Source organism: Niallia circulans (assembly GCF_003726095.1).
Classification (GTDB): Bacteria; Bacillota; Bacilli; order Bacillales; family Cytobacillaceae; genus Niallia; species Niallia circulans_A.
This window is the reverse complement of sequence record NZ_CP026031.1, coordinates 1,763,742-1,786,375: the sequence shown is the minus strand read 5'-3', so window position 1 is coordinate 1,786,375 and position 22,634 is coordinate 1,763,742. Positions and strand designations below refer to the sequence as shown.

The following is a 22,634-nucleotide window of genomic DNA, read 5'->3' as shown; positions in this document are numbered from 1 at the left end:
ATTGTAGCGTTTAAAAAGTTCATTTTTTTTGGATTTAATATATGAATATTTTCAGGATAACAAAAAGACACCCAATGGCTTGCAATCTGCCATTGGGTGTTTGTCTTATTGTTTTGTTAAGATTACTGGTCCATTAGCTGTAATGGCTAAGGTATGTTCATATTGCGCAGAAAGGCTGCCATCAACAGTTCGTGCTGTCCATCCATCCAAATCAACCTTGGCATGATACATACCAATATTTAACATTGGTTCAATTGTAATAACCATTCCCTCTTTAAGAGGTGTGCCAACATGTGGAGGGCCATAGTGAGGGATTTGTGGGAGTTCATGCATTTCTCTGCCAATTGCATGTCCTACAAAATCTCGCACTACCCCATAACCTTTTGCTTCTGCGAACATTTGAATGGCATGGGAGATATCGCCTACTTTGTTTCCGACGACTGCTTGTTCTATTCCTATGTATAATGCCTCTTCAGTTGTTTTTAATAAGTTTTTTGCCTCTTCGGAGATATTCCCAACCGGATATGACCAGGCGGAATCAGCAAGCCATCCATCTAAGTTTACTACCATATCTACCGTAACAATATCTCCGTCTTTCAAGGGAATTTTGGAAGGAAAACCATGACAGATTACGTCATTAATAGATGCACAAGTTGCAAATGGATAACCTTGATAGCCCTTTTGTTCTGGAGTGGCTCCTCTTTGTAAAATAAAGTTTTCCGCAAATACATCGATTTCTTCCGTAGTAATCCCCGGTTTGATTAACTTTTTAATTTCTTTATGACAATCAGCAAGAATTTCTCCTGCTTTTCTCATTTTTTCAATTTGCTCAGGTGTCTTTAAATGAATCAATTGTTAACCTCCTTTGAACTCCTTTCATTATAACCTAGATCAGTAAACTAGCCTAACGATACCTATAAAATGCATGAAACATTCTATCTTCCTTTAGTGCTATTCAAATTATTTCATGAATATTCTTCATTGACTGTATAAACTTGTTTTTTTTGGAAAAAATGGATGCTATATAGAATGGAGGGTCAATAGATGAAACGCATCATATCATTGTTAATCATTACCTGTTTTATGACATCAATTTTGGCACCGGGCACTTTAGCTGCTGAGAAAAAGCAAGAATTAGTTGAAAATGTAAAATCAGCCATTTTAATTGATCGAGATACAGGAACTATTATGTATGAAAAAAACAGCGAGGAAAAACTTCCTCCTGCCAGTATGACAAAAATAATGACGATGCTTCTGATCATGGAAGCAATTGATCAAGGAAAATTAAAGTTAGATGAGAAAATACGTACAAGTGAGCATGCGGCATCTATGGGAGGCTCACAAATTTTCCTTGAACCTGGGGAAGAGATGACAACCGAGCAAATGTTAAAAGGAATTGCCATTGGATCTGGAAATGATGCAGCTGTAGCAGTTGCGGAAAGATTAGCAGGATCTGAAGAAGAGTTTGTTCAATTAATGAATGAAAAAGCAAAAGAATTAGGCTTAGAAAGCACTAAGTTTCAAAATGTTACAGGACTTCCAGTAACAGATCATTACAGTTCTGCAAAAGATATGGCATTAATGGCAAAAGAGTTGCTGAAATATGAGGATATTACGAAATTTACTGGCACATATGAAGATTATTTAAGAGAAGATACCGAGAAGAAGTTTTGGCTAGTTAATACAAACCGTCTTGTTAAGTTTTATCCAGGCGTGGACGGATTAAAAACAGGGTTTACGGCTGAAGCAAAATATTGTTTGACCGCAACTGCTATGAAAAATGGAATGCGTGTAATTGCAGTTGTTTTCGGTGCGCCAACCTCGAAAGAAAGAAACGCTCAAGTAACAAAAATGCTGGATTATGCATTTAGTCAATATGAAACACATCCTTTGCATAAACGAGAAGAAGCGATTGGCAAAGTAAAAGTAAGCAAAGGATCAGAGAAAGAAGTAACAGCCGTTACGAGCGAACCAATTTCTATCTTAACGAAAAAAGGGGAGCAAATCGATAAATTACAGAAAGAAATTACGATGAATAAAAAATTAAAGGCTCCAATTGAAAAAGGACAGGAGATTGGAAAAATCACCTATAAACAAGACGGGAAAACCCTTGTGACAAGTCCATTGGTAGCACAAAAAGAAGTGAAATCGGCAAAATGGTGGACATTATTTAAACGATCTGCCGGAATGTTTACAAAAACAGAATAGTTTTATTTCTTTTGTCGAATTCATTTATTTTCCTTCTGTTTTTAGCGAAAGAACACTAGTTTTGTCTGTGGAGAAGGAAATTGCATGAAAACCTAGAATAGTTTCTTTAAACCAAATAAGGAGGCTATTCTAGTGAGTCTTAATATTGAGTTGGAAATAAAAAACAATGTACTTTGTATACGCCTATCTGGGGAATTGGATCATCACTATGCAGAAGAATTACGGACAAAAGCAACAACTGCAATAGAGAGCTATAGTATTCGTCATATCGTGTTAAATCTTGAACATTTAACATTTATGGATAGTTCTGGCTTAGGGGTTATATTGGGAAGATATAAGCAAATTAAACAGCTTGGAGGAGAAATGGTCATTTGTGCTATCTCTCCAAGTGTTCAGCGTTTATTTGATATGTCTGGTATGTTTAAAATTATGAAGCTGGAAACAAATGAAGAATTTGCCCTACAACGATTGGGGGTAGCTTAAAATGAGAAACGAAATGCATATTCAATTTAGCGCACTTAGCCAGAATGAGTCATTTGCACGTGTAACGGTTGCTGCATTTATTACACAGTTAGATCCAACAATGGATGAATTAACGGAAATTAAAACAGTTGTTTCAGAAGCTGTGACTAACTGCATTATCCACGGTTATGAAAATGATCCGAATGGAATTGTTTATATTTCTGTTATATTAGAAGATTCATACATTGATTTAACCATCAGAGATGAAGGGAAAGGAATTTTCGATGTAGAGGAAGCAAGACAGCCATTATTTACGACAAAACCAGAACTTGAACGATCTGGTATGGGATTTACCATCATGGAAAATTTTATGGATGAAATCGAAATTCAGTCAAGTCCAGATAGCGGAACAGAGATTCGTCTGCGTAAGCATTTAATGAAAAGCAAAATGCTAAGCAATTAAGGAGAATCGTCTATGGATGTGGAGGTAAAGAAAGACAAGAAGGAAACGTATCTAAAAGACCATGAAGTCAAGGACTTAATAAAGCGAAGCCAAGATGGAGATCAATCAGCAAGAGATACTATCGTTCAGAAAAATATGCGTCTTGTTTGGTCAGTCGTACAAAGATTTTTAAATAGGGGATATGATCCTGATGATTTATTTCAAATAGGATGTATCGGGCTATTAAAATCAGTTGATAAATTTGATTTAAGCTATGATGTAAAATTTTCTACCTATGCAGTACCAATGATTATTGGAGAAATTCAACGATTTATCCGTGATGATGGGACGGTAAAGGTTAGTAGATCGTTAAAAGAATTAAGTAATAAAATTCGAAAGGCGAAGGACGAGTTATCGAAGCAATATGGCAGAACACCAACAGTCGGGGAACTTTCCGAGTTTTTAGAGATACCTCCAGAAGATATCGTTCTCGCACAAGAAGCTGCACGAACGCCATCCTCGATTCATGAGACTGTTTATGAAAATGATGGGGATCCCATTACATTACTGGATCAAATTGATGATGGAAATGAAGGGAAATGGTTTGATAAGATTGCTTTACAGGAAGCTATTAGGGAGCTTGATGAACGAGAGCGTCTGATTGTTTATTTACGATATTATAAAGATCAGACTCAATCCGAAGTAGCGACGAGGCTTGGGATTTCTCAAGTTCAAGTTTCTAGGTTGGAGAAAAAAATATTAATACAAATGAAAGAGCAAATGGATCTTTAAAGATAATAGCCGTCAGTCCGCATCGTGGATTGGCGGCTATTTTATTTTTATATATAAAGTGAAAAAATTACCATTTAACAGTCTTTCATATTTTTATCATGATAATCGAATACTACAGTCATGGTGAAAACAACGTGTTAGGACGTGAAAAAATGGCAGAGACAATATATATCAGAATGAGACATCGCATTCAAAAAAAGTCAAATGAACGGATATTTCTGAAAGATCTTGCACAAATCATTGCAACAGATGAATTGCTGTCTACACTAAAGGATGTATGTCTATACCATATTACAGAACAAGATAAGAATATTATCATTATTGATAGTACGTTAGTTATTCGCGAAATTAAAAAAATCGATAAAGAAGTAGAAATCCAATTAATAGGACCAGCTCAAACGATCATTGAGGTTGTTTTTAAGAAGAGGAAAGTAACACTTCCGTTATTTATCCTAGTTTGGCTATTACTTTTTATTGGTTCTGGATTAACGATTATGAACTTTCATGAAGATGTAAGCATGCAATCTGTCCATCAGAGAGTTTATAAAATGATTACAGGGAAGGAAGTCGAAAAACCATTAATTTTTCAGATTCCTTATTCCGTAGGATTAGGTTTAGGAATGGTTATTTTTTTCAACCATGTGTTTAAGAAACGCCTTAATGAAGAGCCTAGTCCATTAGAAGTGGAAGTATTCAATTATCAGCAGTCCTTAGATCAGTACATGATTATGCATGAAAATAAAGAAAGCATAAAAAAATCAGATGATCATTAATATCTTATTTGTGATTTTTGTCGGGTTAGCGTGGGGAATAACCGTTGGGGCTGGTTACGTAGCCTTTTTAACCGTATTTGGTATTATCCCAAGGCTGACACAGCTAACCAAAACCTTTAGTAAGATTTATGCATATGAATGGGCTGCTGTTTTAGGAGCTGTTTCTGGGACACTTGCTTTCTTGAGAGAACCTAGTTTTTCCTTACCATCATTTCTACTTATCATAATAGGCATTGCAGGAGGAATTTATATTGGAATGATAGCAGCAGCATTAACAGAAGTGCTGGATGTATTCCCCCTTTTAGCAAAGCGAATTGGAATTGCTGACAAATTATTAGTATTAATGATGGCTCTTGTATTTGGTAAGATCTTTGGCTCCTTATTTCATTGGATATATTTTATTCCTTGAGGCTGAATGTAATGGAGAAGAAAGGAAGTATGGGAAATGGAAAATAGGAGAAAAGTAATCTTAATAACAGATGGAGATGAATATGCCAGAAGAGCTGTTGAAATGGTTGCGAAGGACGTTGGGGGAAGATGTATCTCTACCTCCTTTGGAAATCCAAGCAATCATAGTGGAGAAGAAATATTAACTTTTATTAAGCAAGCGAAAAATGATCCAGTACTAGTTATGTTTGATGATAGTGGCTTTGTGGGAGAAGGAAATGGCGAGAGTGCACTAAAATACATAGCTACTCATCCTGATTTAGAAGTCTTGGGAGTACTTGCCGTGGCAAGCAGAACAAGACGAGAGGAATGGACAAAAATTGATGTTGCCATCGACCAAGATGGTGAATTGACGCCATATGGAGTTGACAAATATGGAATTCCAGAAATGGAGTTAGGAAGAGTGAATGGAGATACTGTGTATATTCTAGATGAATTAAATCTTCCGCTTGTTGTTGGCATTGGAGACATTGGGAAGATGGGGAAAAAAGACTCTTATGAAAAAGGTGCCCCGATAACACGGAAAGCAGTAGAATATATTTTAGAAAGAAGTGGTTTTTATGAGCAGCAAGACAGAAAAGAAGATCCAGATATACGAAGAACTAGATAAAATCGAAAAGTATATGAAGGATCGGGTTGGGCTTGGAACTAGCTTCGATCTGGGTGTTCGAAAATTTAAAGTAATGCGAAAAGAAGTCAATTTATATTATGTAAATGGACTATGTGATAGTGCGTTGATTGCCGAATTATTGGAGCAGCTACTATTTTTAAATGATACGGATCGTAAATCGCAAGCAAGAGATACATTTGAAATCATACAGAATCAATTGGTCCACCAAAGTGTACAAGTTATTGAAAAAATGGATGAATTAGTAGACCAAGTTCTGTCTGGATTAGTAGCAGTTGTTATAGAAGGATACGATCATGGTCTTATTATTGATGTGCGAAGCTATCCAGGAAGGATGCCAGAAGAACCAGATACAGAAAAGGTAGTCAGAGGTTCACGCGATGGATTTGTTGAGAATATTATCGTTAACACTGCTATCACTAGAAGAAGGATTAGAGATGAACGATTGCGCTTTGAGATTATGAGAGTGGGAGAGCGTTCTAAAACCGATATTGCCGTAGGGTATATTGATGGAGTGGCAGATCCTGATTTAATTGAAATTGTAAAAAAGGAAATGAAAAGCTTAAAAACAGATGGACTAACAATGGCTGATAAAACGATTGAAGAGTTTTTATTAAAGCAAGGCTATAATCCCTACCCTCTCGTAAGATATACGGAACGAGCAGATGTAGCTGCGACCCATTTATTAGAAGGTCATGTCATTATTTATGTCGATACATCTCCAAGTGTCATTATAACACCAGCAACTTTTTTTCATCATTTGCAGCATGCAGAGGAATATAGACAATCGCCAATGGTTGGAACCTTTGTGAGATGGATTCGCTTCTTAGGGATTATTGCCTCTATCTTTTTCCTGCCATTTTGGTTTTTAGCTGTGCTGGAGCCATCCCTGCTGCCAGAAAGGCTTGCTTTTATCGGGCCAAATGAAACAACAAACATTCCAATTGTTGTACAAATTTTCATTGCAGACCTCGGGCTTGAATTTTTAAGGATTGCTGCCATTCATACTCCAACACCATTGTCAACCGCGATGGGATTGATAGCAGCTGTTCTTATTGGGCAAATTGCGATTGATGTTGGACTATTTGTTCCAGAAGTTATTCTGTATGTATCAGTTGCTGCAATAGGTAACTTTGCTACACCTAGTTATGAACTTGGGATTGCTAACAAAATTGTTCGACTCGCCTTGTTAATCGTTGTAGCCATTTTTCATACACCTGGCTTTGTTATTGGAATGACCCTGTACCTTCTATTTTTAATTCGAACAACCACATTAAATGTTCCATATTTATGGCCATTTATTCCTTTTCATCCAATAGCTTTGTCCCAAATTCTCATTCGCCGTGCAGTTCCAGGAAATAAAATTAGACCAAGTCATTTGCATCCACGGGATCGAGTTAAGAGATAGTGAAAGTATATTTATGCGGACCGATTACTTCTTTTTAATACAGGAAATAATCTGTCCGCTCCTTTGTTAAATTAGCTAAACAGCTACTTGAGAATTGGCTGAATTTATGGTACATTTGGATAATTAAACAGAATTATTAATAAAGTGAAACTTTCATTAGCGCTTCTTTCTCAAGTTTATCACGGTGAGACTAATGTTAATAATGATGATATTTATATGTTTCACAAACAGACAAGTTCTTCTTTAAGTAGACTGTCTGTTTTTAATAGGGGATATAATTTTATAGAAGAATAGAGGGGAATCTATGCACTATTACGGAACTTCGAAAGTGAACGATGCAGGTCATCTTGAAATAGGTGGAGTCGATACGCTGGAATTAGTCGAAAAATTTGGAACACCTGTTTATGTATATGATGTTGAATTAATTAGAGAAAGGGCGAAAGGCTTTAAGCAGACTTTTGATCAACTTGGAGTAAAAGCTCAAGTAGCTTATGCAAGTAAAGCTTTTTCTACTATAGCAATGGTTCAACTAGCAAACGAAGAAGGCTTATCATTAGATGTGGTTTCCGGTGGTGAGTTATACACAGCAATCGCTGCAGATTTCCCTGTAGAAAGAATCCATTTTCATGGGAATAATAAAAGTAAAGAAGAACTTATAATGGCAATTGACAAACAGATTGGCTGCATCGTTGTCGATAATTTTTATGAGCTTGAGATGCTTACTCAACTATGTGAAGAAAAAAATAGGAAAATGTCGATCTTACTCAGAGTGACTCCTGGAATTGAGGCGCATACTCATGATTATATTTTAACTGGTCAGGAAGATTCTAAATTTGGGTTTGATTTACAAAATGGACAAGCAGAAAAAGCATTGTTAGAAGCGATTAAATCGCCGTATATAGAGGTACTAGGCCTTCATTGTCATATTGGGTCTCAGATTTTTGATACAACAGGTTTTGTTCTCGCTGCCCAAAAAATAATGGCACAGTTATCAGAATGGAAGGCCAATCATCATTTTGAATCAAGAGTATTAAATTTAGGTGGTGGATTTGGTATTCGTTATACCGAGGAAGACCAGCCTATTCAGCCAGCTGAGTATGTAGATGTAATTATCAAGGAAGTAAAGGAACAAGTTAACAACTTAGAAATGCAAATGCCGGAAATTTGGATTGAGCCAGGCAGATCTCTTGTAGGGGATGCAGGAACGACTTTATATAAAATCGGTTCACGAAAAGAAGTACCGAATGTCAGAAATTACCTGGCAATAGATGGAGGGATGAGCGATAATATTCGTCCTGCTTTATATCAGGCCAAATATGAAGCGGTACTGGCAAATAAACCGCTGCAAGCCCCAGATGAGACAGTTTCTATTGCAGGAAAGTGCTGTGAATCAGGAGATATGCTTATTTGGGACCTTCCTTTACCAAAAGCAGGGGATCATGATGTACTTGCTGTTTTCTGTACAGGAGCTTACGGATATTCGATGGCAAATAATTATAATCGAATCCCAAGACCACCTGTTGTGTTCGTGGAAAATGGAGAAGCAAGATTAGTAGTGAAGAGAGAATCATTTGAAGATTTATTACGCTTAGACTTGCCATTAAAAGAAACAGCTTCATTAAAAAAATAAAGGTAAAAAAGGGAGTCGCTAGGACTCCCTTTTTTATCTGAGTAGATAATAGTTAAGAGAAGAAAGATTTGATTGCTTCTACGATACTTGTAAAGACTTCTTTAATCTTTGCTAAAAACCCTTTTCCTTCTTCGCTTTCTAAATAGCCAGTTAATTTATCCTTTGCTTCACTCAGTTGATTTCCAACTTGATTCCAGTCAATATTAAGTTCTTTTAATTTATTAAAGAAAGAAATAAGACTTTGAAGCTGTTCATCCGTTAAACTGATATTTAATTCTTTAGCAGAATCTTGAATAATTGTTTGTACTTCTTCAACTGTTTTAGGTTTTTGCTCTGCTATTTGCTCCTTCACTTTAGCCATTAAAGCAGTAGCTTCCTCTTGTCCGATATCTTCCCCTAAATTAGCTGTCTCCACCATCTCTTCATTGGCAGCTTGCTTTACGTCTTCTGGGATAACAGTATCTGTTGAAACTTCGTATGCTTTAATAATTCCTGTTAATGCAGCTGTACCAGAAACTTCAATAGGGGCAGTAATATAAATTTTTGCATCCTTTACGCCAGCAGTAATCAAGGCATTAATGTACATTTCGTCCGTAACCCAATTGATATTTTTGGTAGTAACCTGAATTCCAGTACCTTTGTCCCCGATTGTAATGGCCGAAGAAGAAATCGCTCTAGTACCAATTAACGATTTTGAAATGTACTTCCCTAAATATTGGTGCTCTTCTTTATTAGAAACAGTAATAATTTCTGCATCTTCAGGTGCTTTCATTTCTGTTAATAAAAGCTGTTTTTGTTCCGGTGTTAAGTTTTCGCCAAGGGTAACAATCATGTCACCAACTGCTACATCAGCATAAGCTGGAATCGGTATTAATAGTAAGAAAGCTAGGACCATCCATATCCATTTATTTTTTTTCATTCGTTAACCTCCTGTTTTCCTTCTGCTGAACTAGGTGAAAAGTTGTGCTATCCATATTTGGTTAAAATAGCATAAATTTGCGTGAGATAAAATAACTACAACTAATAGACGTAACTCATCCATAATAAGTTTCCTCTTCTAGTTATATTGTCTTCTTTCCCTTTATTATTCACTATAACTCCTGAAAAAATAAAGTTTTTCTGTAGCTTTTTTGCATAGGATGCATATTTTATATAGTATTAAATAAATTTAAAGTGGTAAATATTTTGATTTAGTTTGGAAAGTAAAATGATTTTCTTTTAAGAAGCTAGATAGCCATTTTCTCAAAATCTTTATGTGTAGAATTCAGAGTTGACTTGTTCGGGGGTAAACAACAAAGCGATCAACGGGCAAGAATAATAAGAAGTGAAGGAAGTAAAGGGAATGATATTGGAAATAAATTTAAAAAAGTTTAGCGGATAAATTATTAGCAACGAAGACGAGGAGGGACAACCAGAAATTTTAGAAGTCCTTAAAAATTCTCTTCAACGGATGTATACGGATGAAAGGCCTGGATAAATAGTATTATCTCTATAAGGGTAATTTGGCATAGGTAGGAATGAATCCTTATGCTTAAAAGATTTTCATTGAAGAATATCGCTAATTTATGTATGATAGAACCAATAACATTTATCATATTTTTGGGGCGGTCCTAAATGATTCTTACAAAAGGAAGAGGATGATAAAAATTCGTTTCAGTTTCATAAAGATGAAAAATTTTTAATTTAACATCAGGAGATTGATTGAATCTTATTTTTGATGGGAAAACTGTTAGTGAATATGTTTTAAAAATAATGAGGGATATTAATGATTATTCGATATAAAAAGGCATTTGAAAAGATTGCAATGGGATTGCTTTCATTTATGCCTGCAGAAAAAGATTTAAAAGTATTACAACAAACAATTAAACAATATGAGTCGGAAGAAAATTGGCAATTATTTTTATGGAAGGATGAGGAAGATATTATTGGCTTAATAGGCGTTATCTTTGAAGATGAATCTTCCATTACCATCCAGCATATAACTGTGAATCCATCTCATCGACATCAAGGTGTTGGAAAAGCTATGGTTCAAGCTGTTAAAGGTCTTTATCCGAACCGTACATTAAAATCAAATGAATTAATTGTCAATTTTTTATCTAAGTGTAACGATGGTGTTCAAGTAGATAAATAAAAAAGAGGTGTTTTCTAAGAAGAATCCATTGAATTGGTTCTTTAAGAAAACACCTCTTTTGTGATAAGGGCGGCACTATTAAAAGTGCTTATCCTTTTGTTTTCTTTGAAGCAGTGCGTTTTCTCGTTCCTTTATAACCATACTTCTATCTCGGCTTATATGACGATGAATGATTTCAAAAGGAACCGGCTCTCTAGTTTTCCATTTCAGTCCCTTAATATGTGCTGAATCGATACAGTTCATTTCTAAGTTGTGGTCTTTAATTGGTAAATGATAGGTACAGAAGGCATGATGCTGTTTAATATGCTCTTCTTGTATCTTTAATAACAGAAGTAATTTTGAGTTATCAAGACCTAATTTCTTAATTATATCCTGCTTTTTTTCTAATAGCTGTTTGCTTTTTATGAGCGTTTTTTCTGCTCCTTTAAAATTTTTTCGTCGATGATGATAGGCAGATACTGCCAGGAGAATAAATCCTACCCAAATAGAATCTTTATTGCCAGGATCGACTTTTTTCCAATATTCCTCTAAAATTTCATGACACTCAAAATAATCTTGATCACAATGAAAATGTACGAGAAACTCTATATATTCATTCGGATACATTATTATCTCCTTATTTTTTACTGAAATTAAAATGGGGTTAACGGATCCATTATATGTCTGTTATTATATCGATAAATGATAAAAAATGTAACGATAAGACTTAAAATTAGGGAAATGGTGATTTTTCTGTTGGATAACTATTGTGTTTCGTTTATATTAATACTATCATTATTAAGTTAAAGGGATTCTATTAGGATTTTGGTGAGAATAATGCAATATAATGTGAAAATTGATAGTTTTGAAGGACCATTAGATTTGCTTCTTCATCTAATCAATAAATTGGAAATTGATATTTATGATATTAACGTCGCAGAAATTACCGAACAGTATTTAGATTATGTTCATGCCATGCAAGTGTTACAATTAGACGTAGCGAGTGAATTTTTGGTGATGGCAGCAACTCTTTTAGCGATTAAGAGTAAAATGCTTTTACCAAAGCATGAAGAAGAGTTACTAGATGATGATTTAATGTATGAGCCAGAAGAAGATTCGCGAGAAGAGCTAATTGAGAGGTTAGTAGAATATCGTAAATTTAAAGAGGCGGCAGATGATCTTAAAGAGATGGAATTAGAAAGAGGGCTTATTTTTACAAGACCTCCAAGTGATTTATCAGATTTTAACGTAAGTAATGAAGAAACCATCAAACAAGAGTTAGATGTTTCTTTATATGATATGCTTGCTGCCTTTCAAAAATTGCTAAAACGTAAAAAGTTACAGTCACCGTTAGCAACAAAAATCACGCGGCAAGAAATTCCAATAGAGAGTCGAATGGAAGAAATTGTTGGATTCTTAAGAACTCGGAGAGAGAGAACATCTTTTGCAGAACTTTTTCCAGTCGCAACAAAATCACATATTGTCGTGACTTTTTTGGCAATTTTAGAACTTTTAAAGCGTCGACAAATATTTGTAGAACAAGAAGGAAACTTTGCAGATATTTTTGTAATGGGAAAGGAAGTTGAATAACAGATTGAAAGTGAATGATTGGAAAGCAATCGTTGAGAGTCTCCTATTTGCCGCGGGAGATGAAGGATTAACGGTCAAGCAATTAATGCATGTTCTAGATATGGAGCAATTAGAAGTAGAACAATTAATAGATGAGCTAATCAAAAATTATCGCAAGGATAAAACAAGAGGAATTTCTATTATAGAAATCGCTGGTACGTATCAATTTGCTACCAAGAAACAGCATTCGGATTATCTAAAAAAGTTAGTGGAATCTCCACATGCATCTACCTTATCACAGGCTGCCCTTGAAACATTGGCAATCATTGCATACAAGCAGCCGATTACACGAGCAGAAATTGAGGAAATTAGAGGGGTAAAAACAGAACGCCCGCTTCATACGCTTTCAGCAAAAGCGCTCATTAAAGAAGTGGGTAGAGCAGAGGGAGCAGGTAGAGCAATCCTATATGGAACAACAAAAGAATTCCTAGACCACTTCGGATTAAAGAATATTGGGGAATTACCTCCATTGACAGAAAAGGAAGAAGAGTTTAATCAAGAAGAGGCTGATTTGTTTTTTGAATCGTTTCAGCAAATAGAAGAATAAAAAAGGAGTATCTAGGCAATGGCTTAGATACTTTTTTTATTATTTTTAAAATAAGGTTAATCTTTAGCTGGAATATCTATGTCCAACTCTTCACGTATTTAATAAGAACTCATTCATCAAGATCAGAGAGGACGCAATTTTAAAGACATGATGCTCATCCTTTTATCATACCTTTTATAAGAACGATAATGGAGGAAATGGAGTTGGCACATAGATGAGTAGTTATAATGAATATGTTAGAAATGTGTTGATTTGGAATCAGGAATTAAAGCAGTTATTAGAATCGGAAGAAGTTCAAAAGGAAGAGAGCATTTGGAAAAGGCTCGATAAATTTACGCAGTTAATGGAAGGTGTGCAAAGAAAACCAATCGAAACAGAGGAATTAATTAGGATTCAGCATGAAGCAGAAGAGCTTCATGAACAAATGGAAAGCTATTTTGCCCAAAGACAGCAGCTTGGAACAATATTTATAAAGGAGCCGACGATTGCAGCTGGAGAGCATCAGTTGCCGCAGTTAGCATATGCTTATGATGCCCTTGAACCTTATATTTCAAAGGAGATTATGGAACTTCATCATCAAAAGCATCATCAATCCTATGTGACAGGACTGAATAAGGCAGAAGAGAAACTAAAAGAGGCAAGAAAAAACAATGATTTTGCTCTTGTGAAACATTGGTCTAGGGAGCTAGCATTTCATGGTTCAGGACATTATCTCCATACAATTTTTTGGAATAATATGAGTCCTAAAGGTGGAGGCAAGCCTAAAGGAGCGTTACTGGAGGAAATTAGGAGTTATTTTGGTAGTTTTAAGGCTTTTAAAAATCACTTTTCGGAAGCAGCAAAAGCGGTGGAAGGTGTTGGATGGGCGCTTTTAGTATGGTCTCCACGAGCAAGGCGCCTAGAAGTTCTTCAATCTGAACGACATATGCTGTTAACCCAGTGGGACACCATTCCATTATTAGTACTTGATGTTTGGGAACATGCATACTATTTGCAGTATAAAAATAATAGAGGCGATTACGTAGATAATTGGTGGAACATTGTTAATTGGAAAGATGTTGAAAATCGATTTTTAAAAGCAAGTGAATTGAAATGGCGCCCCTATTAAAGGGAAGTCATAAGCATAATTTAATAATATCAGAAATATATGCTATAAAATATGCAGTCCATTATAGGATTGCATATTTTATTTGTGAGGAAGCTCTATTTATTAGTCATATGCTTGTCTTTTTTTTCATAAACTTGTACAAACCATTAAAGGAGACGAGGTTGTGTTAAATGAAATTACGTAAACTTATTATTCTTACAATCATTACCTCCATTCTGTTTCTCGCCATTCCCCAAAAAAGCAGTGCACAAATGTATGTAAGTGCACAAAGTGCGATATTAATGGAACAAGACTCTGGACGAGTTATTTTTGAAAAGGACGCACATACAAAAAGAAGGATTGCTAGTATTACAAAAATAATGACCGCGCTGCTCGCGGTGGAGTCTGGAAAATTAGAGGAGACAGTGACTGTTAGTAGTAATGCAATTAGAACGGAAGGATCATCTATTTACTTACAGGAAGGGGAAAAAATTAAGCTCGAAGATCTTGTATATGGATTGATGCTTCGCTCAGGAAACGATGCCGCAGTTGCTATTGCTGAAACTGTTGGTGGAAGTCTAGATGGCTTCGTCTATTTAATGAATCAAAAAGCAGAAGAAATCGGCATGAAGAACACTCATTTTGCTAATCCTCATGGACTTGATGATCATGAAGACCATTATTCTACAGCTTACGATATGGCACTGCTTACCCGTTATGCAATGAATAATGATACATATAAAAAAATTGCTGGGACAAAAAGCTATCGTTCGGAAAGTACAAATAATGAGTGGGATCGGGTCTGGAGGAACAAAAACAAACTTTTAACAAGTCTATATGAACATTCAACAGGAGGAAAAACAGGGTATACAAAGAGAGCAAAAAGAACATTGGTCAGTACAGCGGAAAAGGATGGAGTAGAGTATATAGCAGTAACGTTAAATGATCCGGATGACTGGGATGATCATATTAATATGTTTGAAACCGCGTTTAAAACATATAAAAAAGTGCAGGTCATTGAGGAAGGGAAAATAAAAACAGTTAAAGATAAATTTTATAAAAATAAAGTTTATATAAAGTCTGATATAGAATACCCAGTGACAGAGAAAGAAGAAGATTTATTTAAGGTTGAGTATAGCTTAACAAAGGTCAAGAAAAATTGGAAAAAAAATCAGGAAGAAGTACCTGAAATAGTAGGAGAAGCAAAAATATATTTAGATAGTAAGCTTGTAGATAGCGTTCCTATTCATTTTAAACATATTAAGGCAAAAGAATCAAAAGGCTTTCTAGATTATTTTAAGAATATGTTTACAGCAATGACTGGGGTTGGCCAGGATGGTTAATTATATTTGGGCAGCACTAGCTATTATAGGAATTGTTTTTGCAGCAGTTAATGGAACGATGGATGAAGTAAATAAAGCGATTTTTTCTGGAGCAAAAGAAGCGGTAACAATATGTATTGGTCTTATAAGTGTTTTAGTTTTCTGGCTGGGGATGATGAAAATAGCAGAACAGGCTGGGTTACTTCAAAAACTTACAAATCTATTTAGACCAATAGTAGCAAAGCTTTTTCCTGAGGTTCCAAAAAACCACCCAGCGATGGGGTATATATTATCGAATATGATTGCTAATATATTTGGGCTAGGTAATGCTGCAACACCGCTAGGAATTAAAGCAATGGAAGAATTGAAAAGATTGAATGGGGGCAAGAATTCAGCAAGTAACAGTATGATTACTTTTCTTGCCTTAAATACATCATGTATTACTTTAATTCCGACAACGGTTATTGCAATCAGAATGAATTACCATTCTGCTTCTCCAACCGATATAGTAGGACCAACCATTATCGCAACCATTTTCTCCTGTATAGGTGGGATTTTGATTGATCGCTATTTTTACCATAAGAGAATGAGAAAAGGGTGATGTATGATGGAGATAGTATCTTTAATTTCATTGTGGATGATTCCTTCCCTCATCGGGTTTATTTTACTGTATGGAACATTTAAAAAGGTTCCAACATACGAAAGCTTTGTTGAAGGTGGAAAAGAAGGAATACAGATTGCGTTCTCCATCATTCCCTATTTAGTCGGAATGCTTGTTTCTATATCCATTTTTCGAGCATCTGGAGCATTAGAGTTTTTTATGAGTTTTCTTAAGCCTGTATTAGACTTTATCGGTGTTCCCTCCGAAGTAGCACCATTAGCAATTATTAGACCAATATCAGGAAATGCAGCGTTGGGAATGACAAGTGATTTAATCGCAACATATGGTCCAGATTCCTTTATCGGCAGGCTTGCCTCTGTTATACAAGGAAGCACCGATACCACTCTTTATGTATTGACCGTTTACTTTGGGGCAGTAGGGATAAAGAAAATGGGGGATGCCTTGAAAGTTGGATTACTAGCGGATCTCATTGGATTTATCGCTGCTATTGTAGTTGTAACTTTAATGTTTGGTAAATAATTATAAAATGTCTTAGGGAAAGTTTGTTGTTTTGGAACTATTCCTAAGGCATTTTTGTTTTTTGTTTGGCAGATTCTTTCTAAAAGATTGTTAAGGTTAATGAGAAAAAACATCACACGATAAAAAATTTAATTTAATGAACAAATCCCTCATTTAAAGATTTCTTTGAAATTTCGTCAATTTATGTCATAATTCATAGGAATGGCAAAAAAAGAACGATCAAGGTTTTGAAATTAGTCTATTTTAATAATAGGATTAAAAATAAACGCTTAGAAGATGTTTTGTAAAAACGATCAATCATTTTTTACTGTTGAGAAATTGGATGAGGTGATTTAGATGGAAAGACTACAAAAAGTAATTGCACACGCTGGAATTGCATCAAGAAGAAAAGCAGAGGAATTAATTCTTGAAGGAAAAGTAAAAGTTAATGGAAAAACAGTTAAAGAACTAGGTGTGAAAGTAGGCTCTAACGATAAAATTGAGGTAAGTGGAATTCCTGTTGAGAGGGAAGAACCAGTTTATTTTATCCTCTATAAACCAAGAGGGGTAATTTCTAGTGTCAATGATGATAAAGGAAGAAAAGTAGTAACGGATTATTTTTCTGAAATTGAAGCAAGAATTTATCCTATAGGACGCTTAGATTATGATACTTCAGGTATCATTCTTTTAACAAATGACGGGGAATTTGCAAACCTTATGATGCATCCAAAAGGAGAAATTGAGAAGGTATATGTTGCAAAAGTCAAAGGCATCCCTGCTCGGGAGAAAGTAAAGCAACTGGAAAGAGGGATTATGCTTGAGGATGGAAAAACAGCCCCTGCCAAGGCAAAAATTCTCTCTGTCGATAAGAAAAAGGAACAAGTATTGTCGAACTGAAGATTCATGAAGGAAGAAACCGCCAAGTGAGAAGAATGTTTGAGGCGATAGGAACACCTGTAATGAAATTAAAAAGAGAAAGATATTCATTCTTAAATTTAAATGGCTTACAGCCTGGAGATGCTCGTGAATTAACTGCACATGAAGTGAAATTACTAAGAGCAGAAGCGCAAAAGAAAAAAGGATAACCAATATATTTTTGTATTCTTCAGCGTCTATGTCCTTGCATTGCATAAAAATGCTTACCTACTTAATACGGCAGAAATAACACAAAAATGTTCATAAAAGTTTCACATATTGCAATGGATGATAACAATATCTACATGATAATAATGCTATAATAATTGTGGAAGATTAGATAAATCATTTATATAAATTACTATGTAACTGGAAAAATGCAGTATAAATAATAGACGATAATATAAATTGCTATTACAAATAAACATGGCACTTATTTATACATGCAGCTAACGAAACAGCAAAAAAAACAATCGTTTCGTGTATTTTTGTTAGGAGGGTATGAACGATGGAGAAAGAAATAAAAATCCTAGTGGTAGATGACGAAGAAAGAATTAGACGTCTTCTAAAGATGTACTTAGAAAGAGAAGAGTTTATTGTAGAAGAAGCGGAAGACGGAATGAGTGCTCTTTCTAAGGCATTAAACACAGATTATGATGTTATCTTACTCGATCTAATGATGCCTGGTAAAGATGGTATGGAGGTATGCAAGGAGCTAAGAGAAAAGAAGACTACTCCAGTAATTATGCTTACAGCCAAGGGAGAAGAAGTAAATAGAGTTCAAGGATTTGAAGTTGGAACAGACGATTATATCGTAAAGCCATTTAGTCCAAGAGAAGTTGTTCTTCGAGTAAAAGCTATATTACGTCGCTCTACTAAAACGACTTTTGAGCAAAGTGATAGTTCTTCAAAAGATGTCATCATCTTTCCAGCATTAACTATTGATCATGATGCACATCGCGTATTGGCTAGTGGAAAAGAAGTAAGTTTAACTCCAAAAGAATATGAACTGCTATATTTCTTAGCTAAGTCACCAGATAAAGTATTCGATAGAGAATTACTCTTAAAAGAAGTATGGCATTACGAATTCTTTGGTGATTTAAGAACAGTCGATACACATGTTAAACGATTAAGAGAAAAGTTAAACCGTGTATCAGAAGAAGCAGCAAGCATGATTGTGACAGTTTGGGGAGTAGGATATAAGTTTGAGGTTAACAATGGATGAAGTTTTGGCGGAGCGTAGTATTTAAGCTTTGGATTACTTTTTTATTATTGGTTTCCGTTGTATTAACGATTCTAACAATCATGCTTCTTGAGTATTTTGAGCAGTATTATACAGAGCAGACGGAAACAGAATTAACAAATACTGCGACAAAAATATCGGAAATAATGAAAGAGCATAATAATCAAATAGGATTAGAAATTGTTGGAGAACTCCTTGATCATTCGACAGGGGCCATCATCGTTTCCTCTCCAGATCAAGTTTATTATTACCCAGAGAATGGCTTGCAAGAACTTTCTTATTCTTTCATTCAGGGAAATGAAGACTTAAATAAGGTGATGACAAGCAATAAGACAGCTGTTGTAAGGACAGAATTAACAAATAAAGACAATAAACCTGAACAAGTAGCGATTGTCGGATCCCCTCTCCATGTAAATGGAGAGGATGGAGCTGTTTTTATTTATCAGTCCTTACAATCGATGAATGAATCTAAACAATCCACCGCCAAATTTATTGTGTTAGCAGCTGTTATTGCGATTATTTTAACAACGATTTTTGCTTTTTTCCTTCTAACAAGAATTACTGCTCCGTTAAGAAAGATGAGAGAGGCTGCATTTGAAGTTGCCCAAGGTAATTTTGCAACAAAGGTTCCCATCATGGCACAGGATGAAATTGGCGAACTTTCCATCGCATTTAATGAAATGGCGAAAAGATTAAACTTTAATATGAATGCCTTAAGTCAAGAAAAAGAGCAGTTAGATAATATTCTAAGTGGAATGGCAGATGGAGTGCTAACCCTTAATCGAAATGGTAGTTTATTACTTACGAATCCTCCAGCTGAGAAATTTTTGCAGCATTGGTATTATGAAAAAGGCGAATTAAGTGATATGCATGCGCAAATCCCAGAAGAACTACGTAAGTTGTTCCAGCTTGCTGTTCATACGGGTAATGAACAAATAGATGAAATCACTTTACAAGGAAGAAACTGGGTAATGATTGTCAGCCCTTTATATGATAAGAAGGATATTAGAGGAGCAATTGTCGTCATTCGCGACATGACAGAGGAACGTAAATTAGACAAGCTTCGGATTGATTTTATTGCTAATATTTCTCACGAATTAAGAACGCCAATAAGTATGTTACAAGGATACAGTGAAGCGATTGTGGATAATATTGCTGAGTCAGAAGAAGAAAAGAGAGAGATGGCTCGTATTATTTATGATGAATCATTACGAATGGGTCGTTTAGTCAATGAATTTTTAGATTTAGCCAGAATGGAAACAGGTTATCTTGAATTAAGGAAGGAAGCAATTGATTTATATCCTTTTATTAATCGCGTAGCGAGAAAGTTTAATGCTATCGCTAAAGAAAAAGAAATTACCTTTACTGTCTCTATATCGGAGGATATGGGGGAATACGAACTTGATCCAGATCGTATCGAACAAGTTCTAACCAATATTATGGATAACAGTATGCGTCATACCCCAAGTGGTGGAACAGTCTTTTTAAGAGGCAGATCGGATGATTATGGAGTGTATCTAGAAGTAGAGGATACCGGTTCTGGAATTCCAGAGGAAGATTTACCATATGTCTTTGAGCGCTTTTATAAAGCAGATAAAGCTAGAACGAGAGGTAATGCTGGGACAGGCTTGGGATTAGCTATTGTCAAAAATATTATTGATTCCCATGGCGGAGATATATCTGTTTATAGCAAATATGGGCGAGGAACGACATTTTTTATCTTTTTACCTCGAAATAAAGAAGAAAATTAGAGAATGTGCCGATTCTTCTTGATTCACAAGAAACAATTTAACATAATAGAACGTATGGGGTGTCTAAAAAAGTATTTGGCCCTGCAAGGTATTTTCCATTTTGTATGTATGAAATTGTTACATACAGATATATAACTTGTGAGGTCAAATTTTTCTGGGCATCTTTTCTTGTGTTTACAGACTAATGGAATAATAGAAATTAGAATAATTACATATAACGAGTGAAACTAAATAAGTTATATTTACGACTAATATAGTGAACGGGGGAGGGAATGAGATGAACTCCGTTTTTGATGAAATCTATAATAAGTATCATCATGACGTTTTTCAATTTTTATTTTATATGGTGAACCATAAAGAAACGGCCGAAGATTTAATGCAAGAGGTCTATATTCGTGTACTTAAATCTTATCATCGCTTTGAGGGGAAAAGCTCTGAAAAAACCTGGTTATTTAGTATTGCAAGGAATGTCGCAATAGACCACTTTCGCAAACAAAAAAATTGGAAAGACCGTATCATGGATAAGTTCGACTGGTCGAAACAGCAAGTAAAAGCAGATGGATTTTTACCAGAAGAAATCACCTTGCAATCAGAAGAAGTAAAAGGTGTTTATCATGCCTTGCAATATTGTACAGTAGACCAACGGATGGTTATTGTGTTTCGGTATATTCAAGAATTATCTATTGCTGAAACAGCCAAAGCACTAGGATGGACAGAAAGCAAAGTCAAAACAACCCAGCACCGTGCCCTCAAAGCACTGCGGAGCATTTTAGAAGAGTACGATGGAGAGGAGGATTCTTATGCCGAAACAAAAGTGGAATGATGACAAAATTAAACTGGTGCTTAAACAAATGCCGTATATAAAAGATGAAAGAAGTCCAGAATTCATCTATCATACGATTCAAATGAAAAGGAAGAGAGAACGAAAATCGCGCAGATTAATGCCTGTTCTGGCCACTGTATGTACGGTTATGCTCCTGTTCATTATTAGTCAAAGCTTCTTTGATAGTAATAGAGAGGACTCCTTTAAGGGTGAAAGCAAGATGGCTGATAATTCTGCTGAAATGAAAAATAAAAGCTATGATACAGCTGAGACCGCTGAAAGTGAAAATTATGACATGGCAGACGAACAAGAAGAAAGACGAACTACTTCACTCATCCCATCGGCTATTTACGAGAATGAGGTAGGAAAGCAAGAATTATTAACGTATCCAATACCAGATAAAAATGTCCAAGTTATTGTTCCTGTCAGCATTTTAGTAGAAAATCCAAATCAGCTGTCTAGATTTGATTTGTATGTTGAAAACGTGAAGAAAGTAATAGGTGTTAACAAACAGTTAAGCAGCAATTTTCCGATTAGTCCAGAGCTGTTTGCATATGATTTAAGAGATGATTACATCGAAGTAAATGTGAAACAGGATTTTGCAAATTTTGGTTCACATTCTGAAGACTTTTTTAATACAATGGTTCAGCAGCAGTTACAAACCATTGGCGCCAAGAAAATGGAGTTTTATACAGACGGTAAACTAGGAGCAGTACTAGGAAATCGCGAAGAAACAAGTATTGATTATAAACCATTAGAGAATAGAGCATATTTTCTTTTAGAGAATGATGAATCAGATGATCAACCATTATATGTGCCTTGGGAAAAGCCATATGATACGATTGAAAATGCTTTTGATGCCATGGAAGATAATATGGAGACACATGGTTTGGCAGCTTCTATCCCTGATACTATTGATATTGATAAGGTTTCAAAAGACGAGAATAAGGGAGAACTAGTTGTTCATTTATCTAATGAAAGTAAAATGGAAGAAGACCAAAAAACATTACATGCGATTGAGTCCATTTTATTAACAGCGAAAGATTTTAAATATTCTACAGTAAAGTTTGAGAATACCAATGTTAAAGAAGTAGGTGGATTTGAGCTAACGAAAGAATTAGATGTTCCGGTTGCCGCCAATAAAGTTGATATTGAGCAATAATAAAAGAGAATCTTTTTTATTAGTACTAGTAAAGTTATATAAAAGATAATATTACAATCGTTCATTTACGTGCTTTAGCACTTTATATAGAGAAAAAACATATTAAGATAGGGTTTGACATAAGTATTTCAACAA

The 22,634-nt window shown here is 35.2% G+C and carries 23 protein-coding genes and 1 pseudogene; 21 read left to right on the top strand and 3 right to left on the bottom strand.

What is annotated here, in order from left to right; all coding sequences use genetic code 11:
* Positions 1 to 105 precede the first annotated feature (105 nt).
* On the bottom strand, positions 106 to 852 hold the full coding sequence (gene map, locus C2I06_RS08545; RefSeq protein ID WP_123257862.1) for a type I methionyl aminopeptidase: 747 nt from the start codon (positions 850 to 852) through the stop codon (positions 106 to 108).
* Positions 853 to 1,044: 192 nt separating this feature from the next.
* On the opposite strand from map, the gene C2I06_RS08540 reads away from it, so the two are divergent.
* From C2I06_RS08540 to lysA, 9 genes are all read left to right on the top strand, one after another.
* Positions 1,045 to 2,208: a D-alanyl-D-alanine carboxypeptidase family protein gene (locus C2I06_RS08540; protein ID WP_123257861.1), complete on the top strand. Its 1,164-nt coding sequence runs from the start codon at positions 1,045 to 1,047 to the stop codon at positions 2,206 to 2,208.
* 132 nt (positions 2,209 to 2,340) lie between these two features.
* Positions 2,341 to 2,691 carry an anti-sigma F factor antagonist gene (gene spoIIAA / locus C2I06_RS08535; RefSeq protein ID WP_047940316.1) on the top strand — a complete coding sequence of 117 codons (351 nt, stop codon included), beginning with the start codon at positions 2,341 to 2,343 and terminating at the stop codon, positions 2,689 to 2,691.
* A 1-nt stretch (position 2,692) separates the two neighbouring features.
* On the top strand, positions 2,693 to 3,133 hold the full coding sequence (spoIIAB, locus tag C2I06_RS08530) for an anti-sigma F factor (RefSeq protein ID WP_047940317.1): 441 nt from the start codon (positions 2,693 to 2,695) through the stop codon (positions 3,131 to 3,133).
* Between the two features lie 12 nt (positions 3,134 to 3,145).
* Entirely contained in the window at positions 3,146 to 3,904 is a 759-nt protein-coding gene (gene sigF, locus C2I06_RS08525) for an RNA polymerase sporulation sigma factor SigF (protein ID WP_095331755.1), read from the top strand.
* A 152-nt stretch (positions 3,905 to 4,056) separates the two neighbouring features.
* Complete coding sequence (locus C2I06_RS08520) at positions 4,057 to 4,677, top strand: stage V sporulation protein AA (RefSeq protein WP_095331945.1); 621 nt, start codon at positions 4,057 to 4,059, stop codon at positions 4,675 to 4,677.
* Positions 4,667 to 5,086, top strand: a complete 420-nt coding sequence (locus C2I06_RS08515) for a stage V sporulation protein AB (protein ID WP_164463645.1) — start codon at positions 4,667 to 4,669, stop codon at positions 5,084 to 5,086. The genes C2I06_RS08520 and C2I06_RS08515 overlap by 11 nt, the downstream gene beginning before the upstream one ends.
* 36 nt (positions 5,087 to 5,122) lie before the next feature.
* Positions 5,123 to 5,734, top strand: a complete 612-nt coding sequence (gene spoVAEA / locus C2I06_RS08510) for a stage V sporulation protein SpoVABEA (protein WP_123257860.1) — start codon at positions 5,123 to 5,125, stop codon at positions 5,732 to 5,734.
* Entirely contained in the window at positions 5,685 to 7,160 is a 1,476-nt protein-coding gene (locus C2I06_RS08505) for a spore germination protein (RefSeq protein WP_095331757.1), read from the top strand. The genes spoVAEA and C2I06_RS08505 overlap by 50 nt, the downstream gene beginning before the upstream one ends.
* Before the next feature lie 304 nt (positions 7,161 to 7,464).
* The gene (gene lysA / locus C2I06_RS08500) at positions 7,465 to 8,790 is read left to right on the top strand and encodes a diaminopimelate decarboxylase (RefSeq protein WP_095331759.1); all 1,326 of its coding nucleotides are present in this window, start codon (positions 7,465 to 7,467) and stop codon (positions 8,788 to 8,790) included.
* Positions 8,791 to 8,842: 52 nt separating this feature from the next.
* Here lysA and C2I06_RS08495 read toward each other — a convergent pair whose 3' ends face one another.
* A complete protein-coding gene (locus C2I06_RS08495) occupies positions 8,843 to 9,709 on the bottom strand; it encodes a DUF1002 domain-containing protein (RefSeq protein ID WP_123257859.1) in 867 nt (288 codons plus the stop codon).
* An 846-nt stretch (positions 9,710 to 10,555) separates the two neighbouring features.
* Here C2I06_RS08495 and C2I06_RS08490 point away from each other — a divergent pair.
* On the top strand, positions 10,556 to 10,921 hold the full coding sequence (locus C2I06_RS08490) for a GNAT family N-acetyltransferase (protein WP_095331763.1): 366 nt from the start codon (positions 10,556 to 10,558) through the stop codon (positions 10,919 to 10,921).
* A gap of 78 nt (positions 10,922 to 10,999) precedes the next feature.
* Here C2I06_RS08490 and C2I06_RS08485 read toward each other — a convergent pair whose 3' ends face one another.
* Positions 11,000 to 11,527, bottom strand: a complete 528-nt coding sequence (locus tag C2I06_RS08485; RefSeq protein ID WP_095331765.1) for a DUF309 domain-containing protein — start codon at positions 11,525 to 11,527, stop codon at positions 11,000 to 11,002.
* A 210-nt stretch (positions 11,528 to 11,737) separates the two neighbouring features.
* Here C2I06_RS08485 and C2I06_RS08480 point away from each other — a divergent pair, with 210 nt between their 5' ends.
* The 11 genes and pseudogenes from C2I06_RS08480 (at position 11,738) to C2I06_RS08430 (ending at position 22,499) form a co-directional block, all read left to right on the top strand.
* Positions 11,738 to 12,490 carry a segregation/condensation protein A gene (locus C2I06_RS08480; RefSeq protein ID WP_095331767.1) on the top strand — a complete coding sequence of 251 codons (753 nt, stop codon included), beginning with the start codon at positions 11,738 to 11,740 and terminating at the stop codon, positions 12,488 to 12,490.
* A gap of 4 nt (positions 12,491 to 12,494) precedes the next feature.
* On the top strand, positions 12,495 to 13,076 hold the full coding sequence (gene scpB / locus C2I06_RS08475; RefSeq protein WP_095331769.1) for an SMC-Scp complex subunit ScpB: 582 nt from the start codon (positions 12,495 to 12,497) through the stop codon (positions 13,074 to 13,076).
* Positions 13,077 to 13,290: 214 nt separating this feature from the next.
* Entirely contained in the window at positions 13,291 to 14,184 is an 894-nt protein-coding gene (locus C2I06_RS08470) for a superoxide dismutase (protein WP_095331771.1), read from the top strand.
* A 170-nt stretch (positions 14,185 to 14,354) separates the two neighbouring features.
* Positions 14,355 to 15,506 (top strand): D-alanyl-D-alanine carboxypeptidase family protein, encoded by a 1,152-nt coding sequence (locus C2I06_RS08465; RefSeq protein ID WP_123257858.1) that lies wholly within the window; start codon positions 14,355 to 14,357, stop codon positions 15,504 to 15,506.
* A complete protein-coding gene (locus C2I06_RS08460; protein ID WP_047940328.1) occupies positions 15,499 to 16,086 on the top strand; it encodes a nucleoside recognition domain-containing protein in 588 nt (195 codons plus the stop codon). Before C2I06_RS08465 ends, C2I06_RS08460 begins: the two co-directional genes overlap by 8 nt.
* A 6-nt stretch (positions 16,087 to 16,092) precedes the next feature.
* Entirely contained in the window at positions 16,093 to 16,626 is a 534-nt protein-coding gene (locus C2I06_RS08455; protein ID WP_095259116.1) for a spore maturation protein, read from the top strand.
* Positions 16,627 to 16,962: 336 nt separating this feature from the next.
* A pseudogene (gene rluB / locus C2I06_RS08450) lies at positions 16,963 to 17,690 on the top strand (23S rRNA pseudouridine(2605) synthase RluB).
* A gap of 338 nt (positions 17,691 to 18,028) precedes the next feature.
* Complete coding sequence (locus C2I06_RS08445) at positions 18,029 to 18,745, top strand: response regulator transcription factor (protein WP_095331777.1); 717 nt, start codon at positions 18,029 to 18,031, stop codon at positions 18,743 to 18,745.
* Positions 18,742 to 20,514 (top strand): ATP-binding protein, encoded by a 1,773-nt coding sequence (locus C2I06_RS08440; protein ID WP_095331779.1) that lies wholly within the window; start codon positions 18,742 to 18,744, stop codon positions 20,512 to 20,514. The genes C2I06_RS08445 and C2I06_RS08440 overlap by 4 nt, the downstream gene beginning before the upstream one ends.
* Before the next feature lie 277 nt (positions 20,515 to 20,791).
* Positions 20,792 to 21,337, top strand: coding sequence for an RNA polymerase sigma factor SigX (sigX, locus tag C2I06_RS08435; protein WP_095331781.1), 546 nt, complete (start codon positions 20,792 to 20,794; stop codon positions 21,335 to 21,337).
* Entirely contained in the window at positions 21,315 to 22,499 is a 1,185-nt protein-coding gene (locus C2I06_RS08430; protein WP_095331783.1) for a GerMN domain-containing protein, read from the top strand. The genes sigX and C2I06_RS08430 overlap by 23 nt, the downstream gene beginning before the upstream one ends.
* Positions 22,500 to 22,634 lie beyond the last annotated feature (135 nt).

Bases quoted from the DNA above. Each gene is read 5' to 3' on its own strand.
- C2I06_RS08540 (WP_123257861.1), top strand. From the start codon at position 1,045: ATGAAACGCATCATATCATTGTTAATCATTACCTGTTTTATGACATCA.
- spoIIAB (WP_047940317.1), top strand. From the start codon at position 2,693: ATGAGAAACGAAATGCATATTCAATTTAGCGCACTTAGCCAGAATGAG.
- C2I06_RS08520 (WP_095331945.1), top strand. From the start codon at position 4,057: ATGGCAGAGACAATATATATCAGAATGAGACATCGCATTCAAAAAAAG.
- C2I06_RS08485 (WP_095331765.1), bottom strand. From the start codon at position 11,527: ATGTATCCGAATGAATATATAGAGTTTCTCGTACATTTTCATTGTGAT.
- C2I06_RS08430 (WP_095331783.1), top strand. From the start codon at position 21,315: ATGCCGAAACAAAAGTGGAATGATGACAAAATTAAACTGGTGCTTAAA.
- lysA (WP_095331759.1), top strand. From the start codon at position 7,465: ATGCACTATTACGGAACTTCGAAAGTGAACGATGCAGGTCATCTTGAA.
- C2I06_RS08495 (WP_123257859.1), bottom strand. From the start codon at position 9,709: ATGAAAAAAAATAAATGGATATGGATGGTCCTAGCTTTCTTACTATTA.
- sigX (WP_095331781.1), top strand. From the start codon at position 20,792: ATGAACTCCGTTTTTGATGAAATCTATAATAAGTATCATCATGACGTT.
- C2I06_RS08455 (WP_095259116.1), top strand. From the start codon at position 16,093: ATGGAGATAGTATCTTTAATTTCATTGTGGATGATTCCTTCCCTCATC.
- C2I06_RS08445 (WP_095331777.1), top strand. From the start codon at position 18,029: ATGGAGAAAGAAATAAAAATCCTAGTGGTAGATGACGAAGAAAGAATT.
- sigF (WP_095331755.1), top strand. From the start codon at position 3,146: ATGGATGTGGAGGTAAAGAAAGACAAGAAGGAAACGTATCTAAAAGAC.
- C2I06_RS08470 (WP_095331771.1), top strand. From the start codon at position 13,291: ATGAGTAGTTATAATGAATATGTTAGAAATGTGTTGATTTGGAATCAG.
- C2I06_RS08465 (WP_123257858.1), top strand. From the start codon at position 14,355: ATGAAATTACGTAAACTTATTATTCTTACAATCATTACCTCCATTCTG.
- spoVAEA (WP_123257860.1), top strand. From the start codon at position 5,123: ATGGAAAATAGGAGAAAAGTAATCTTAATAACAGATGGAGATGAATAT.
- C2I06_RS08505 (WP_095331757.1), top strand. From the start codon at position 5,685: ATGAGCAGCAAGACAGAAAAGAAGATCCAGATATACGAAGAACTAGAT.
- C2I06_RS08480 (WP_095331767.1), top strand. From the start codon at position 11,738: ATGCAATATAATGTGAAAATTGATAGTTTTGAAGGACCATTAGATTTG.
- C2I06_RS08515 (WP_164463645.1), top strand. From the start codon at position 4,667: ATGATCATTAATATCTTATTTGTGATTTTTGTCGGGTTAGCGTGGGGA.
- C2I06_RS08440 (WP_095331779.1), top strand. From the start codon at position 18,742: ATGAAGTTTTGGCGGAGCGTAGTATTTAAGCTTTGGATTACTTTTTTA.
- C2I06_RS08490 (WP_095331763.1), top strand. From the start codon at position 10,556: ATGATTATTCGATATAAAAAGGCATTTGAAAAGATTGCAATGGGATTG.
- C2I06_RS08460 (WP_047940328.1), top strand. From the start codon at position 15,499: ATGGTTAATTATATTTGGGCAGCACTAGCTATTATAGGAATTGTTTTT.